The following is a 14,991-nucleotide window of genomic DNA, read 5'->3' on the forward strand; positions in this document are numbered from 1 at the left end:
CGTGGCCGACCTCAAGCACGTGACCGACGACTCCTTCGAAGAGGACGTCCTCAAGAGCGACAAGCCCGTCCTGGTGGACTTCTGGGCTTCCTGGTGCGGCCCGTGCCGCCAGATCGCTCCGTCCCTCGAAGCGATCGCGAGCGAGTACGGCGACAAGATCGAGATCGTCAAGCTCAACATCGACGAAAACCCGGGCACGGCCGCCAAGTACGGCGTCATGTCCATCCCGACGCTGAACGTCTACCAGAACGGCGAGGTCGCCAAGACCATCGTCGGCGCCAAGCCCAAGGCCGCGATCGTCCGCGACCTGGAGGACTTCATCAGCGGCTGAGCCGCCGCGCAGGCGACGATGTTTCACGTGAAACATGAAGGGGGCCGTCCCTGGGGCGGCCCCCTTCATGTTGTCCCCGTGCGGGCCCCGCAGTCCCCTGTCACAGTGGCCGGAGGGCTGGTTCCTTCTGTACGGCGCCGAGCAGCCGGTCGAGGGCCATCTCGACGTCCTCCCTCCAGGAGAGCGTCGTGCGCAGCTCCAGCCGCAGCCGAGGGTGGCAAGGATGCGGCCGGACCGTCTTGAAGCCCACCGCCAGGAGGTGGTCGGCGGGCAGCAGGCACGCGGGCTCCTTCCAGCGGGCGTCACCGATGGCCTCGATCGCCCGGAACCCACGGCGCAGCAGATCTTTGGCGACCGTCTGGACCATGACCCGGCCGATCCCCTGTCCCTGGTACTCCGGCACGACGTACGCGGTCATCAGCTGCACGGCGTCGGGTGACACGGGGCTGGTGGGGAACGCGGTCGACCGGGGAACGTAGGCGGGAGGGGCGTAGAGGACGAACCCCACGGGGACGTCGTCGACGTAGACGACACGGCCGCAGGAACCCCAGTCGAGGAGGACTCCGGAGATCCAGGCCTCCTTCTCGGTGGCGGCCGTGCCCTTGCTCACCGAGGCTTCGCCGCTGACGGGGTCCAGTTCCCAGAAGACACAGGAGCGGCAGCGCTGGGGGAGGTCCTGGAGGTTGTCCAGGGTGAGCGGTACGAGCCGGCGCCCCATGAAGGCTGTTCCTCGCTTCCCTCGCCCGCAGCGACGCGAGCGGCTGTCAGAGCGCTGCGTTCCCTGAGCAGACTGCCGACGAAGCCGCCGACCACGCCCAGGCTCAGTGCGGCGCTCACCAGTCCGGTCCGGCTCATCGCTCGCATGGCGGTCTCCCCCTCGGAGGTGCTGCCAGGTGAATGCGCCAAATCCCCTCGCATCGTATCGATGATGCGATTGCCTCGATACCGACTGAAAGCAAAGAGCGAGCCGTGTTCCGGTACAGACCGGACACAGCTCGCTCAGGTGCTCGACAGGCGTCGTGCCGCCCCGCCGACGGACGGCTCAGCCGTCCGTCGGCTCGGTGTCGCCCTCGACCAGACCCTTCTGGAGAACGGGCCCCTCGCCGGGTGCCAGGGAGTCGAGGATGCGCTCCAGGTCTTCCATCGAGGCGAACTCGACGGTGATCTTGCCCTTCTTCTGCCCCAGGTCGACCTTGACCCGCGTCTCGAAGCGGTCCGAGAGCCGGGTGGCGAGGTCGGTGAGGGCGGGCGAGACCCGGCCACCGGCACGGGGGCCCTTGGCCCGCTGCGCGGTCTGCGGGCGGGACCCCATGAGGGTCACGATCTCCTCGACGGCACGCACGGAGAGGCCCTCGGCCACGATCCGGTGGGCGAGGCGGTCCTGCTCCTCGGAGTCGTCCACGGAGAGCAGCGCCCGCGCGTGTCCGGCAGAGAGGACCCCGGCCGCGACCCGGCGCTGGACGGCCGGTGAGAGCTTCAGCAGCCGCAGCGTGTTGGAGACCTGCGGGCGGGACCGGCCGATGCGGTCCGCCAGCTGGTCGTGCGTGCAGTTGAAGTCCTTGAGCAACTGGTCGTAGGCGGCGGCCTCTTCCAGCGGGTTGAGCTGGGCGCGGTGCAGGTTCTCCAGCAGCGCGTCCAGGAGGAGCTTCTCGTCGTCCGTCGCCCGGACGATCGCGGGGATCGCCTCCAGGCCCGCCTGGCGGCAGGCCCGCCAGCGCCGCTCGCCCATGATCAGCTCGTAGCGGGCGGGTCCCGTCTGGCGTACGACGACCGGCTGGAGGAGGCCGACCTCCTTGATGGAGGTGATCAGTTCCTGGAGCGCGTCGTCGTCGAACACCTCGCGCGGCTGGCGGGGGTTGGGGGTGATGGAGTCGAGGGGCAGCTCGGCGAAGTGGGCGCCCATCGGCGAAGCGGGCGCCTCGACGACGCCGAACAGCGACACCTCCTCTGTTTCACGTGAAACAGGGGGCAGCGTGGCCACCTTGGCCGCGGCGACTCCACGGTCCGTCGTCAGGACACCGGAAGCCGGGGCGGACCCGCCTCCCACGGCGGTCTGCGCCGGGGTCTTCTCGGTCGGGGCAGCGGGGATCAGTGCACCGAGTCCTCGGCCGAGCCCCCTCCGTCGCTCACTCACTGAATCCCCTCCATGGTCGGGTTGTTCTGGGCACCGATGTGGGCGTGGGTCGGGTCGTAGCTGACTCCGACGCCTCTCAGTGCGATCTCTCGGGCTGCCTCAAGGTAGGAGAGGGCACCGCTCGATCCGGGATCGTAGGTCAGCACCGTCTGCCCGTAGCTCGGTGCTTCGGAGATGCGGACCGAGCGGGGAATGCTCGTCCGCAGCACCTCCTCACCGAAGTGGGTGCGCACCTCTTCGGCGACCTGGGAGGCGAGACGCGTCCGGCCGTCGTACATGGTGAGCAGGATCGTCGACACATGGAGGGCGGGGTTGAGGTGCCCCCGCACCAGGTCGACGTTGCGCAGCAACTGCCCGAGCCCCTCCAGCGCGTAGTACTCGCACTGGATCGGGATGAGCACCTCTTGGCCCGCGACGAGCGCGTTGACCGTCAGCAGGCCGAGGGAGGGCGGGCAGTCGATGAGAACGTAGTCCAGCGGCTGCTCGTAGGCGCGGATCGCCCGTTCGAGACGGCTCTCCCGGGCCACCAGCGACACCAGCTCGATCTCCGCTCCGGCGAGATCGATCGTGGCGGGGGCGCAGAAAAGGCCCTCGACGTCGGGGACCGGCTGGACCACCTCGGACAGCGGGCGGCTCTCCACCAACACGTCGTAGATCGACGGCACTTCGGCGTGATGGTCGATCCCGAGCGCCGTGGACGCGTTGCCCTGGGGGTCGAGGTCGATCACGAGGACCCGGCCACCGTGCAGGGCGAGGGACGCGGCAAGGTTGACGGTGGTCGTCGTCTTGCCCACTCCGCCCTTCTGGTTGGCCACCACGATCACCCGGGTCTGCTCGGGCCGGGGCAGGCCCTCACCCGCACGACCGAGTGCCTCCACCGCCAGTTGGGCAGCACGACCGATCGGAGTGTCGTCCATCGGGGGCGGTGTTTCACGTGAAACATCGTCCCCCAACGACTCGGTACGGGGACCGGGGACCGGATCGGTCATCGGTCCCGCGATGTTGGCGTCGGACCGCAAGGATTCACTCTCCTCGACTTCAGGCTCGCTATGAACAGAGCCTCCCATGCCTTCGGGGTCGCGAACCAGTGAGGCCTGGTCTTCTGTGGAGAAATCCACCACTGTGGACAACTCCGTGACCTTGCCGAGTGAGCCGAGGGGCTTTCGTTCCCGGGGTTGGGCCGCTGCGCGGCCGCGACTGATGATGCCGTGCAGAAGTGAGCGACGTTTCACGTGAAACACGATGCACAGCACCCGCGGTCGATCCGTCGCGACACTCCGTCACGCGGGGGACGGGAAGCTGGTGTGGAGTACGCCTGCCGGGTGGAATCCACCGGCCGACTGGCGCACTCCCGTCGCCCGACCGCCGCCGGGCTGTCGCCCGTTCAGCGTCGGCGGCGCGTCCGTCCCGTGCGGGCCGCCTTCGCCCGCTTGGCGGCGAACCGGACACCGCCGGGGCTCTCCCCGACCTCGACCCGGACCACCGTGGAGAGCGGATCGACGAATCCCTCACCGACGTGCAGGATCGACGTCTCGACCGCGCCGAGCTTGCTCAGCGCGGTGGCGGAGCTCTTCAGCTCCTCCTCGGCGGTGTCGCCCTTGAGCGCGAGCATCTCGCCGTAGGGCCGCAGCAGGGGGATGCCCCAGGTGGCCAGCCGGTCCAGCGGCGCGACCGCGCGGGCGGTCACTACATGGACGGGCGGCATCTTGCCCATGACCTCCTCGGCGCGTCCGCGGACGACCGTGACATGGTCCAGGCCCAGCAGCTCGACGACCTCGGTGAGGAAGTTGGTGCGCCGCAGCAGCGGTTCCAGCAGGGTGATCTTGAGGTCGGGGCGGACCAGGGCCAGGGGGATACCGGGCAGGCCGGCGCCGGAGCCGACGTCGCACACCGTCACGTCGGCGGGCACGGCCTCGGAGAGCACCGCGCAGTTCAGCAGATGCCGCTCCCAGAGCCGGGGGACCTCCCGCGGACCGATGAGCCCGCGGTTGACTCCGGCGTCCGCCAGAAGCTCGGCGTACCGCACCGCGTCGCCGAAGCGATCGCCGAACACCTCGCGGGCTTGCTGGGGCGCAGGGGGGAGTTCCGCTGACTCCGTCACGGGGACCGTCCTTCCGTACCGCATCGACGCGTCAGGCGCCGACCACCAGAACTACAGGCTGACAAAGACCGGCCCCGTCTGCGCTACAGACGGGGCCGGGGAGACGTGCGGACCGGATCAGTGGGGCAGCACGACGACGAAGCGCTGCGGCTCCTCGCCCTCGGACTCGCTGCGCAGTCCGGCCGTCTTGACCGCGTCGTGGACGACCTTGCGCTCGAAGGGCGTCATCGGCGGCAGCTTCACGGGCTCGCCGCTGTTCTTCGCGTCGGCGGCGGCCTTGGCACCCAGCTCGGACAGCTCGGTGCGCTTCTGGGCGCGGTAGCCCGCGATGTCCAGCATGAGACGGCTGCGGTCACCGGTCTCGCGGTGCACGGCCAGACGCGTCAGCTCCTGGAGCGCCTCCAGCACCTCACCGTCCCGGCCGACGAGCTTGTTCAGGTCGCGGCCGCCGGAGTCACTGATGATCGACACGGAGGCACGGTCGGCCTCGACGTCCATGTCGATGTCGCCGTCGAGGTCGGCGATGTCCAGCAGACCTTCGAGGTAGTCCGCGGCGATCTCACCCTCCTGCTCCAGGCGGGTCAGGGTGTCTGCACCCTCGGCGGCGGCGGAGGTGGTGCCTTCCGTCACGGGATGGGCTCCTTCTTACTTCTTGGACGGGGACTTGGGGCGCTGCGGGCCGCCCTTGCGCTGCCCGGACTGGGCCTTGCTGCGGCCGGCTGACCCGGCCTTCGGCTTGGCCGCCGCTGCGGGCTTGGCGGCGCCTGCGGGCTTGGCGTCCTCCGGCTCGTCGTCGGACTTGACGAGCGAGGTGGTCTCGCCGGCCGCCTTCGGGCCGCCGGACTGCCGCTGGGACTTGCTCTGGCGCCGGGGCTGCTGCCGCTTCGCCAGGGCGGCGGGCGTGCCGTCCTCGGTCAGGGTCGCGGTCTGCGCCTCGCCCTTCTCCACGTTGCCGTCGGCCTGGGCGACGAGGCCCGCCTTGGTCAGCCCGTTGATGAACTTGCGCTCGAAGTCGTTGCGGTCCCGGCCCTTGGCCACGATCGCCTTGACGATGGCCTTCTCCCCGCGGCCGCGGGTCTTGCCGTGCTCGGTGACGCGCTTGTGCAGGCGCTCCAGGTAGGCGGCCTGCGCCTTGGAGCCGGGGGTCGGGTTGTTGCGGATGACGAACATCTGCTGGCCCATGGTCCACAGGTTGGTGGTCAGCCAGTAGACGAGGACACCGACGGGGAAGTTGATGCCGAACACGGCGAACATGACGGGGAAGACGTACATCAGCATCTTCTGCTGCTGCATGAACGGGGTCTTCACCGTGGTGTCGACGTTCTTCGTCATCAGCTGGCGCTGGGTGAAGAACTGCGAGGCCGACATCAGGACGATCATGACCGCGGTGACGATGCGGACGTTGAGGAGCGTGGCGTCCAGGGCGGTGACGTCCGCGGTGCTGTCGGTGAACTTCGCTGCCAGCGGGGCGCCGAAGATGTGCGCCTGCTGGGCGCTCTCCAGCAGCTTCTGGTTGATGACGCCGATGGTGTCACCGTTGGCGATGCCGTTGAGCACGTGGTAGAGGGCGAAGAAGAACGGGGACTGCGCCAGGATGGGAAGGCACGAGGAGAGCGGGTTGGTGCCCGCGTCCTTGTACAGCTTCATCATCTCTTCGGACTGGCGCTGCTTGTCGTTCTTGTAGCGCTCCTGGATCTTCTTCATCTCGGGCTGCAGGGTCTGCATGGCCCGAGTCGCCTTGATCTGCTTCACGAAGAGCGGGATCAGGCAGATCCGGATGACGATCACCAGGGACACGATGGACAGGCCCCAGGCCCAGCCGGTGTCAGGGCCGAAGATCGCGCCGTACACCGTGTGGAACTGGACGATGACCCAGGAGACAGGTGTCGTGATGAAACTGAAGAGGCTTGCAATCGTGTCCACTAATCATGCTCCTTGGGCATGGGACGGGGTCTCTGCGGCCGGGCTCGGGGAGGTGTGCTCCCCGGTGGCCGTTTCGGCGGCGGAGGGCCCGCCCTTGCGTGCCCGCCAGGCGTCGCGCAGCATCTCGTGCCACCGTGGACGCTTGCGCGGCGGGACATGGTCCACGCCGCCCAGCGACCACGGATTGCACCGCAGGATGCGCCAGGCGGTGAGGGCCGTTCCCTTGATCGCCCCGTGCCGGTCGATGGCGGTGTATCCGTAGTGGGAGCACGACGGGTAGTACTTGCACACCGGACCGAGCAGTGGACTGATCGTCCACTGGTAGAGCTTGATCAGTGCCAGCAGCGGGTACTTCATCGCGCGCCCCCTCCCGTGAGCCGTTCGAGAGCGGCATCGAGGTCTTGGGCCAGCTGTGCATGAGCGGCGTCGCCCGCACCGGGCAGCGCCCGTACGACTACCAGGCTACCGGGGGGCAGCAGGGCGACTCGATCGCGCATCAGGTGACGGAGTCTGCGCTTGACCGCGTTGCGCACGACCGCGCCGCCCACCGCCTTGCTGACGACGAAACCCGCACGCGTCGGGGGAGCGCTCTCCCCAGGCGCGTGCGGGTCCGTGGCACCGCTGTGATAGTGGACGACGAGCGTCGGGCGTCCGGCCCGACGGCCTCGTCGTACCGCGGTCGCGAAGTCCTCGCGCCGCCTCAGCCGGTTCTCGGTGGGCAGCACGACGGCATGACCTGACCGGGATCAGGCGGACAGACGGGCGCGACCCTTGCTGCGGCGGGACGCGAGAATCGCGCGGCCGGCACGGGTCCGCATACGCAGCCGGAAGCCGTGGGTCTTGGCGCGACGACGGTTGTTCGGCTGGAAGGTGCGCTTGCTCACTCGGGGGCTCCAGAAATCAATCGGTAATGGCGGGGTGCCGTCCTGGCTGTCACCGTGCGCCCACGAGTAGCTCGCGTTAACGCCCGAGTGCACCGCTTCCCGATCACCTGACGTGATCTGTGCCCATCGGAGGCAGGCGGCAGCAGCCATCGACAACTCGACCTGGTTACGGTACGCGCGGCTACGCCATCCGGTCAAACCAGGGGCTGTCGGGAGACACTGTCCACAGGCTGGGGACAACAACTTGAACCGCAGCGCTCGCCCTGACTACCGTGGCTGAACTCCGATTCGTTCCTTTGTCCCTGACCCCACCCGATATGAATCCCGATCCGTCCCGCCTCACACGAACGTGGGACCCGCGAGAGAGCGTGCCCTGTGGCTGACGTACCTGCCGATCTTGCCGCAGTGTGGCCACGCGTACTGGAGAAACTGCTCGGTGAGGGTCGCGGTCAGGGGGTCGAGGTCAAGGACGAGCACTGGATCCGGCGCTGCCAGCCGCTGGCGCTGGTCGCCGACACGGCCCTGCTCGCCGTGCCGAACGAGTTCGCCAAAGGCGTCCTGGAGGGACGGCTCGCCCCGGTGGTCAGCGAGACGCTGAGCCGCGAGTGCGGGCGCCCGATCCGGATCGCGATCACCGTCGACGACTCCGTGGGCGAGACCCCGCCCGCGCCCGTCCCCTCCGCGCAGCCCACGTCCTCCCGCTACGAGGAACCGGAGCTTCCGTCGGGCCAGTACGACAGCCCGTACGAGAACAAGTACGACCAACGGGACCCGCGCGATCAGCGGGAACAGCGCGGCCAGCGGGATCACCGCGACCCGTACGACACGTACGAGGGATACGGCCGTCACCGCGCCGAGCAGCCGCAGCCCGGCGGGGACCAGGGCGGCCGTCAGGACCAGCTGCCCGTCGCGCGCCCGGCGTACCCGTCGGAGTACCAGCGGCCCGAACCCGGCGCCTGGCCGCGCCCGTCGCAGGACGACTACGGCTGGCAGCAGCAGCGCCTCGGCTTCCCCGAACGCGACCCGTACGCGGACCGCGACCGCGACCGCGACCGGGGCCAGGACAGGGACCGTGAGCGGGAGCGCGATCCGTACGCCTCCCCGTCCCAGGACTCCTACGACGGTCCCCCCGGCCGCGACAGCTACGGCGCGCCCGCGCAGGACTACCGGCCGCAGGCCGTGGACCGGCCGCCCTACGACTCCGCGCCGTACGAGCAGAAGCGCCCGGAGTACGACCAGCGGGACCCGACGCGCCGCGAGCTGCCCGACGGCCCGGCCGGCGGTCCCCCGCACCGCGGGGGCACCGGACCCGGCGCGTCGGCCGGTCCGTCGGCAACGGCGGGCGGTCCCGGGGAGCCGACGGCGCGGCTGAACCCGAAGTACCTCTTCGACACGTTCGTCATCGGCGCCTCGAACCGCTTCGCGCACGCGGCCGCGGTCGCCGTCGCCGAGGCGCCCGCGAAGGCGTACAACCCCCTCTTCATCTATGGGGAGTCGGGGCTCGGCAAGACGCACCTGCTGCACGCGATCGGCCACTACGCGCGCAGCCTCTATCCGGGCACGCGCGTGCGGTACGTCAGTTCGGAGGAGTTCACCAACGAGTTCATCAACTCCATCCGCGACGGCAAGGGCGACAGCTTCCGCAAGCGCTACCGCGAGATGGACATCCTGCTCGTCGACGACATCCAGTTCCTGGCGGACAAGGAGTCGACGCAGGAGGAGTTCTTCCACACCTTCAACACGCTCCACAACGCCAACAAGCAGATCGTGCTGTCCAGCGACCGGCCGCCCAAGCAGCTGGTGACGCTGGAGGACCGGCTGCGCAACCGCTTCGAGTGGGGTCTGATCACGGACGTCCAGCCGCCCGAGCTGGAGACCCGGATCGCGATCCTGCGCAAGAAGGCGGTCCAGGAGCAGCTCAACGCCCCGCCGGAGGTGCTGGAGTTCATCGCCTCGCGCATCTCGCGCAACATCCGCGAGCTGGAGGGCGCGCTGATCCGGGTGACGGCGTTCGCGTCGCTGAACCGGCAGCCGGTGGACCTGGGCCTGACGGAGATCGTCCTCAAGGACCTGATGCCGGGCGGCGACGACTCCGCGCCCGAGATCACCTCGACGGCGATCATGGGCGCCACCGCGGACTACTTCGGGCTGACGATCGAGGACCTGTGCGGCACCTCCCGCGGGCGCGCGCTCGTCACGGCCCGGCAGATCGCGATGTACCTGTGCCGGGAGCTGACGGACCTGTCGCTGCCGAAGATCGGCGCGCTGTTCGGCGGGCGCGACCACACCACGGTGATGCACGCGGACCGGAAGATCCGCAATCTGATGGCCGAGCGGCGCTCCATCTACAACCAGGTGACCGAGCTGACCAACCGCATCAAGGCCGGCTGACCGAGCCGGACGGACCGTCGAGGGCGCTCCGGGAGCTGATTCCAGCTCTCCGGGGCGCCCTTCGTCGTGCGCGCGCACGAAGCGCACGTCTGGCTCGCCGCCCGGCGGTACGACACCTCAACGCCGTCAGGCTGCCGTATCGCCGTCACGCTGCCTTGTCGCCGCCGCGCCGCCGCCGCCCGACCGCCGTCAGAGCGGCGCCTCCGTGCTCGCGGGTGCCCCTCGAAGCCTTTCCCCGGCGCGTCTGCCCGGCCGTCGCGCCGTACGCCGACACCGGTCGGCGGCCTGCCGACCGCCTGCCGACCGCCCGCGGCCGAACGTACGCGTCACCTGGTGTTCGACCGGGCGCCGGGTTACGGCCGTCCTCCACAGATTCGGGGACTTTCTTGCGTCCACACCCTGGGGACTGGGAAGTTGTCCAGATCTTGTCCACAGGCCCGGCAGGTGAAGGATCATCAGGCCAGGTCACCTGGTTGTGGATTCGTGGAAAAATCTTGTCCACAGGGTGTGGACAAGATTTTGATCCACAGACTGTGGATCGACTTGTCCACGGGCAACCCACAGGTGCGGGCCGGTTGTCCCCAGTGATCACCGGCTTCTCCACACCTCTGTCCACTGTTCGACAACCCGACGCGCCTCCTCACCGGGTCGAGTGAAAGGCGTCACACGAAGCTGCCGAGAGGGGTTGTGGGAAAGACGCCCGAAGCTGGGGACAGTCCTGGGGAGAACTCGGCCCTCCCTGTGCACGGAGTGTGCAGAACTTTCCGTTCTCCACAGAAGGGCCCGGTTGTCCACGGGCTCCACCCACAGGGGCAGTGGACAAAAAATCGGCTCTGACCTGGGAAAACGAGGTTATCCACGGTATCCACAGGCCCTACTACTACTTCCCCCTAGAGAGAGCGAGAAGTCCGTTTCGAAGGGGGCCCTGTGCACAACTCGTCGTCCGGGTCCCGGCTGCCCCTCGTCACGACTTGACCCCGACGGGCACCTACTGTCAGTGCGGTGCGTCAGACTGGTCCCCGGTGGTCCTTCCCCACAGCGGGGCCGATGACACCGAGACAGACGACGAAGGCCAGGCAGGGCGAGAAGCGCCGGCAACAGCAGGAGGCGGCAAGAGTGAAGATCCGGGTGGAACGCGACGTACTCGCGGAGGCCGTGGCCTGGGCGGCGCGCAGCCTCCCGGCCCGTCCGCCGGCGCCTGTCCTCGCCGGCCTCCTGCTGAAGGCCGAGGACGGAGCCCTCAGCCTCTCCAGCTTCGACTACGAGGTCTCCGCGCGCGTCTCCGTCGAGGCGGAGACCGAGGAGGAGGGCACCGTCCTCGTCTCCGGCCGCCTGCTGGCGGACATCTGCCGCGCGCTGCCCAACCGCCCGGTGGAGATCTCCACCGACGGCGTCCGGGCCACCGTGGTGTGCGGCTCCTCGCGCTTCACGCTCCACACACTGCCTGTGGAGGAGTACCCGTCGCTGCCCCAGATGCCGAACGCCACGGGCACCGTCCCCGGCGAGGTCTTCGCCTCGGCCGCCGCCCAGGTCGCCATCGCCGCGGGCCGCGACGACACGCTCCCGGTGCTGACCGGTGTGCGTATCGAGATCGAGGGCGACACCGTCACCCTGGCCTCCACCGACCGCTACCGCTTCGCGGTCCGCGAGTTCCTGTGGAAGCCGGAGAACCCGGAGGCCTCCGCGGTCGCCCTGGTGCCCGCCAAGACGCTTCTCGACACCGCCAAGGCGCTCACCAGCGGCGACAGCGTCATCCTGGCGCTCTCCGGCTCCGGCGCGGGCGAGGGCCTGATCGGCTTCGAGGGCGCGGGCCGCCGCACCACGACCCGCCTGCTTGAGGGCGACCTCCCGAAGTACCGCACGCTGTTCCCGACCGAGTTCAACTCCGTCGCCGTGATCGAGACCGCCCCCTTCGTGGAGGCCGTCAAGCGCGTCGCCCTGGTCGCCGAGCGCAACACCCCGGTGCGGCTCTCCTTCGAGCAGGGCGTGCTCATCCTGGAGGCCGGTTCCAGCGACGACGCACAGGCTGTGGAGCGCGTCGACGCGCAGCTGGAGGGCGACGACATCTCGATTGCCTTCAACCCGACCTTCCTGCTGGACGGGCTCAGCGCGATCGACTCCCCGGTCGCCCAGCTGTCGTTCACGACGTCCACCAAGCCCGCGCTGCTCAGCGGCCGGCCCGCGCTGGACGCCGAGGCGGACGAGGCCTACAAGTACCTGATCATGCCGGTGCGCCTCAGCGGCTGACCCGTGCCCTCCCGGTTGTCCACAGCGCGTGGACAACCGGGCCGCCCGCTGGGGAGAAACCCGCAGGTGGGGCGGTACGGATGAGCGCCTGGCCCCACAGCTGTGCACGGATGTCCGGGTTTAGGCTCGGGCGGGGGCACGAGGTGCCTCACACGCCACACAGCGACCTAAGGAACAACTGATGGAGCTCGGTCTCGTCGGCCTCGGCAAGATGGGCGGCAACATGCGCGAGCGGATACGCCGCGCCGGCCACACCGTCGTCGGATACGACCGCAACCCGGACCTCGCGGACGTCCAGAGCCTCGAAGAGCTGGTGGGCAAGCTCAGCGGCCCGCGCGTCGTCTGGGTCATGGTCCCCGCCGGTGCCGCCACCCAGTCCACCGTGGACGAGCTGGCCGAGCTGCTGGAGCCCGGCGACGTCGTCGTGGACGGCGGCAACTCCCGCTGGACCGACGACGAGAAGCACGCCGAGGAGCTGGCCGCCAAGGGCATCGGCTTCGTCGACTGCGGCGTCTCCGGCGGCGTCTGGGGCCTGGAGAACGGTTACGCGCTGATGTACGGCGGCGACCCGGAGAACGTCGCCAAGGTCCGGCCGGTCTTCGACGCCCTCAAGCCCGAGGGCGACTTCGGCGCCGTCCACGCGGGCAAGGTCGGCGCCGGCCACTTCGCGAAGATGGTCCACAACGGCATCGAGTACGCCATGATGCAGGCCTACGCCGAGGGCTGGGAGCTGCTGGAGAAGGTCGACTCCGTGGAGAACGTCCGCGAGGTCTTCCGCTCCTGGCAGGAGGGCACCGTCATCCGTTCCTGGCTGCTCGACCTCGCGGTCAACGCCCTCGACGACGACGAGCACCTCGACAAGCTGCGCGGCTTCGCCCAGGACTCCGGCGAGGGCCGCTGGACGGTCGAGGCCGCCATCGACAACGCCGTGCCGCTGCCCGCGATCACGGCCTCGCTGTTCGCGCGGTTCGCCTCCCGCCAGGACGACTCGCCGCAGATGAAGATGATCGCCGCGCTGCGCAATCAGTTCGGCGGCCACGCGGTCGAGACGAAGTAGCCTCAGCCGCTCCACAGCAGGCTCACGGCCGGTCCACGGCCAGTGGTCACAGGTCCGCCGGGTCCGCCCCGGCGGACCCCGACACCCGGGGAGGTCGGAGAGACGACCATGCACGTCACGCACCTGTCGCTGGCCGACTTCCGCTCGTACCCGCGCGCCGAGGTGCCGCTCGACCCGGGCGTCACCGCCTTCGTCGGCCCCAACGGGCAGGGGAAGACCAACCTCGTCGAGGCCGTCGGCTACCTCGCCACCCTCGGCAGCCACCGCGTCGCCTCCGACGCGCCCCTCGTGCGCGTCGGCGCCGAACGGGCCGTGATCCGCGCCCAGGTCCGCCAGGGGGAGCGGCAGCAGCTGATCGAGCTGGAGCTGAACCCGGGCCGCGCCAACCGTGCCCGGATCAACCGATCCTCGCAGGTCAGACCCCGTGACGTCCTCGGTATCGTGCGGACCGTGCTGTTCGCGCCCGAGGACCTGGCCCTGGTCAAGGGCGACCCCGGTGAACGGCGCCGGTTCCTCGACGAGCTGATCACGGCGCGCGCCCCCCGTATGGCGGGCGTGCGTTCCGACTACGAGCGCGTGCTCAAGCAGCGCAACACCCTGCTGAAGTCCGCCGCGCTGGCCCGCCGCCACGGCGGCCGCACCATGGACCTCTCCACGCTCGACGTGTGGGACCAGCACCTCGCGCGCGTGGGCGCCGAACTCCTCGCCCAGCGCCTCGACCTGCTCGCCGCCGTAGAACCCCTCGCCGACAAGGCGTACGAGCAGCTCGCGCCCGGCGGCGGCCCCGTCGCCCTGGAGTACAAGCCGTCGGCGCCCGGGGAGGCGCACACGCGCGACGACCTCTACGAACAGTTCATGGGCGCGCTCGCCGACGTCCGCAAGCAGGAGATCGAGCGCGGCGTCACCCTCGTCGGACCGCACCGCGACGACGTCGTCGTCAAGCTCGGCAGGCTGCCCGCCAAGGGCTACGCCTCGCACGGCGAGTCCTGGTCCTGCGCGCTGGCCCTGCGCCTCGCCTCGTACGACCTGCTGCGCGCCGAGGGCAACGAGCCCGTGCTCGTCCTGGACGACGTCTTCGCCGAGCTGGACGCCCGCCGCCGCGAACGGCTCGCGGAGCTGGTCGCGCCCGGCGAGCAGGTGCTGGTGACGGCCGCGGTCGACGACGACGTGCCGGACGTGCTGAGCGGCGCGCGGTACGCGGTGGCGGAGGGGACGGTGGAGCGCGTATGAGCGGACGGGACGAGGCCAAGCGGCCCGAGCCCTCGGGTGTGGACCTCGCGCGCGTGGCGTTGCGGGCCGCCCGGGAGCAGGCCCGTGCGCGCGGCGACGCGGCGCAGGAGAAGAAGCAGGCCCGCCGGGGCGGCGGACTGCGGTCCGGCGCGCGCGCCGACGGACGGGACCCGATGGCGCTGGGCGCCGCGATCAACCGGCTGCTGACGGAGCGCGGCTGGGAGGCGCCCGCCGCGGTCGGCGGGGTGATGGGGCGCTGGCCGCAGATCGTCGGTGAGAACCTCGCCAAGCACTGCGAGCCCGAGCGGTACGACGAGGACGAGCGCGTGCTCTTCGTACGGTGCGACTCGACGGCCTGGGCGACGAACCTGCGGCTGTACGCGCCGACCCTGGTCGCCCGGCTCAACGAGGACCTGGGGCACGGCCGGGTGCGGCAGATCCGGGTGCAGGGTCCGACCGGTCCCGCCCGCCGCTACGGCCCGCTGCGGGCCCCCGGAAGCACGGGTCCGGGCGACACCTACGGGTGACCTCTGTCACGTATCAGGACCGGGACGGTGCCGTCGTACCGTCCCGGTCCTCTTTTCGTACGGCGCGGTACGACGAGTGCCGGTGCCGTGCGGCGGGCGTACGGCTGTCGTACGGGTGTGCGCGGCCGCCGTACGACGGGTTCGCGAACCGTTTCTGCTGTTGCGC

15 protein-coding genes are annotated in these 14,991 nt (G+C 69.9%); 6 read left to right on the forward strand and 9 right to left on the reverse strand.

The window, feature by feature from the left end:
- Position 1 precedes the first annotated feature (1 nt).
- Positions 2 to 331 carry a thioredoxin gene (trxA, locus tag ACIQPQ_RS22195; protein ID WP_401306170.1) on the forward strand — a complete coding sequence of 110 codons (330 nt, stop codon included), beginning with the start codon at positions 2 to 4 and terminating at the stop codon, positions 329 to 331.
- A gap of 100 nt (positions 332 to 431) precedes the next feature.
- Here trxA and ACIQPQ_RS22200 read toward each other — a convergent pair whose 3' ends face one another.
- From ACIQPQ_RS22200 to rpmH, 9 genes are all read right to left on the reverse strand, one after another.
- A complete protein-coding gene (locus ACIQPQ_RS22200) occupies positions 432 to 1,049 on the reverse strand; it encodes a GNAT family N-acetyltransferase (protein WP_401306172.1) in 618 nt (205 codons plus the stop codon).
- A 324-nt stretch (positions 1,050 to 1,373) separates the two neighbouring features.
- Positions 1,374 to 2,465 (reverse strand): ParB/RepB/Spo0J family partition protein, encoded by a 1,092-nt coding sequence (locus ACIQPQ_RS22205; protein WP_401306174.1) that lies wholly within the window; start codon positions 2,463 to 2,465, stop codon positions 1,374 to 1,376.
- Complete coding sequence (locus tag ACIQPQ_RS22210) at positions 2,462 to 3,532, reverse strand: AAA family ATPase (protein WP_383770166.1); 1,071 nt, start codon at positions 3,530 to 3,532, stop codon at positions 2,462 to 2,464. Before ACIQPQ_RS22210 ends, ACIQPQ_RS22205 begins: the two co-directional genes overlap by 4 nt.
- Positions 3,533 to 3,849: 317 nt before the next feature.
- Positions 3,850 to 4,566, reverse strand: coding sequence for a 16S rRNA (guanine(527)-N(7))-methyltransferase RsmG (gene rsmG, locus ACIQPQ_RS22215; RefSeq protein WP_401306176.1), 717 nt, complete (start codon positions 4,564 to 4,566; stop codon positions 3,850 to 3,852).
- A 117-nt stretch (positions 4,567 to 4,683) separates the two neighbouring features.
- Positions 4,684 to 5,196 (reverse strand): protein jag, encoded by a 513-nt coding sequence (locus ACIQPQ_RS22220; RefSeq protein WP_383770099.1) that lies wholly within the window; start codon positions 5,194 to 5,196, stop codon positions 4,684 to 4,686.
- Between the two features lie 15 nt (positions 5,197 to 5,211).
- On the reverse strand, positions 5,212 to 6,489 hold the full coding sequence (gene yidC, locus ACIQPQ_RS22225) for a membrane protein insertase YidC (protein WP_401306178.1): 1,278 nt from the start codon (positions 6,487 to 6,489) through the stop codon (positions 5,212 to 5,214).
- Positions 6,490 to 6,492: 3 nt separating this feature from the next.
- Positions 6,493 to 6,846 (reverse strand): membrane protein insertion efficiency factor YidD, encoded by a 354-nt coding sequence (yidD, locus tag ACIQPQ_RS22230; protein WP_383770094.1) that lies wholly within the window; start codon positions 6,844 to 6,846, stop codon positions 6,493 to 6,495.
- Positions 6,843 to 7,214 (reverse strand): ribonuclease P protein component, encoded by a 372-nt coding sequence (rnpA, locus tag ACIQPQ_RS22235; RefSeq protein WP_383770091.1) that lies wholly within the window; start codon positions 7,212 to 7,214, stop codon positions 6,843 to 6,845. The genes yidD and rnpA overlap by 4 nt, the downstream gene beginning before the upstream one ends.
- Before the next feature lie 21 nt (positions 7,215 to 7,235).
- Positions 7,236 to 7,373 (reverse strand): 50S ribosomal protein L34, encoded by a 138-nt coding sequence (gene rpmH, locus ACIQPQ_RS22240; RefSeq protein WP_003956500.1) that lies wholly within the window; start codon positions 7,371 to 7,373, stop codon positions 7,236 to 7,238.
- 375 nt (positions 7,374 to 7,748) lie between these two features.
- On the opposite strand from rpmH, the gene dnaA reads away from it, so the two are divergent.
- The 5 genes from dnaA to ACIQPQ_RS22265 all read left to right on the forward strand — a co-directional run bounded on the left by dnaA (position 7,749) and on the right by ACIQPQ_RS22265 (position 14,825).
- On the forward strand, positions 7,749 to 9,764 hold the full coding sequence (gene dnaA / locus ACIQPQ_RS22245) for a chromosomal replication initiator protein DnaA (protein ID WP_401306180.1): 2,016 nt from the start codon (positions 7,749 to 7,751) through the stop codon (positions 9,762 to 9,764).
- A gap of 1,116 nt (positions 9,765 to 10,880) precedes the next feature.
- Positions 10,881 to 12,011 (forward strand): DNA polymerase III subunit beta, encoded by a 1,131-nt coding sequence (gene dnaN / locus ACIQPQ_RS22250; RefSeq protein WP_383770163.1) that lies wholly within the window; start codon positions 10,881 to 10,883, stop codon positions 12,009 to 12,011.
- A 181-nt stretch (positions 12,012 to 12,192) separates the two neighbouring features.
- Positions 12,193 to 13,068, forward strand: coding sequence for a phosphogluconate dehydrogenase (NAD(+)-dependent, decarboxylating) (gene gnd / locus ACIQPQ_RS22255; protein ID WP_401306182.1), 876 nt, complete (start codon positions 12,193 to 12,195; stop codon positions 13,066 to 13,068).
- 108 nt (positions 13,069 to 13,176) lie between these two features.
- Positions 13,177 to 14,298: a DNA replication/repair protein RecF gene (gene recF / locus ACIQPQ_RS22260; protein WP_401306183.1), complete on the forward strand. Its 1,122-nt coding sequence runs from the start codon at positions 13,177 to 13,179 to the stop codon at positions 14,296 to 14,298.
- Complete coding sequence (locus ACIQPQ_RS22265) at positions 14,295 to 14,825, forward strand: DUF721 domain-containing protein (RefSeq protein ID WP_401306185.1); 531 nt, start codon at positions 14,295 to 14,297, stop codon at positions 14,823 to 14,825. The genes recF and ACIQPQ_RS22265 overlap by 4 nt, the downstream gene beginning before the upstream one ends.
- The last annotated feature ends 166 nt before the right edge of the window (positions 14,826 to 14,991 follow it).

The sequence above is a fragment of the Streptomyces sp. NPDC091281 genome (assembly GCF_044757425.1).
Classification (GTDB): domain Bacteria; phylum Actinomycetota; class Actinomycetes; order Streptomycetales; family Streptomycetaceae; genus Streptomyces.

Bases quoted from the DNA above. Each gene is read 5' to 3' on its own strand.
- ACIQPQ_RS22200 (WP_401306172.1), bottom strand. From the start codon at position 1,049: ATGGGGCGCCGGCTCGTACCGCTCACCCTGGACAACCTCCAGGACCTC.
- ACIQPQ_RS22210 (WP_383770166.1), bottom strand. From the start codon at position 3,532: ATGGGAGGCTCTGTTCATAGCGAGCCTGAAGTCGAGGAGAGTGAATCC.
- yidD (WP_383770094.1), bottom strand. From the start codon at position 6,846: ATGAAGTACCCGCTGCTGGCACTGATCAAGCTCTACCAGTGGACGATC.
- gnd (WP_401306182.1), top strand. From the start codon at position 12,193: ATGGAGCTCGGTCTCGTCGGCCTCGGCAAGATGGGCGGCAACATGCGC.
- recF (WP_401306183.1), top strand. From the start codon at position 13,177: ATGCACGTCACGCACCTGTCGCTGGCCGACTTCCGCTCGTACCCGCGC.
- ACIQPQ_RS22265 (WP_401306185.1), top strand. From the start codon at position 14,295: ATGAGCGGACGGGACGAGGCCAAGCGGCCCGAGCCCTCGGGTGTGGAC.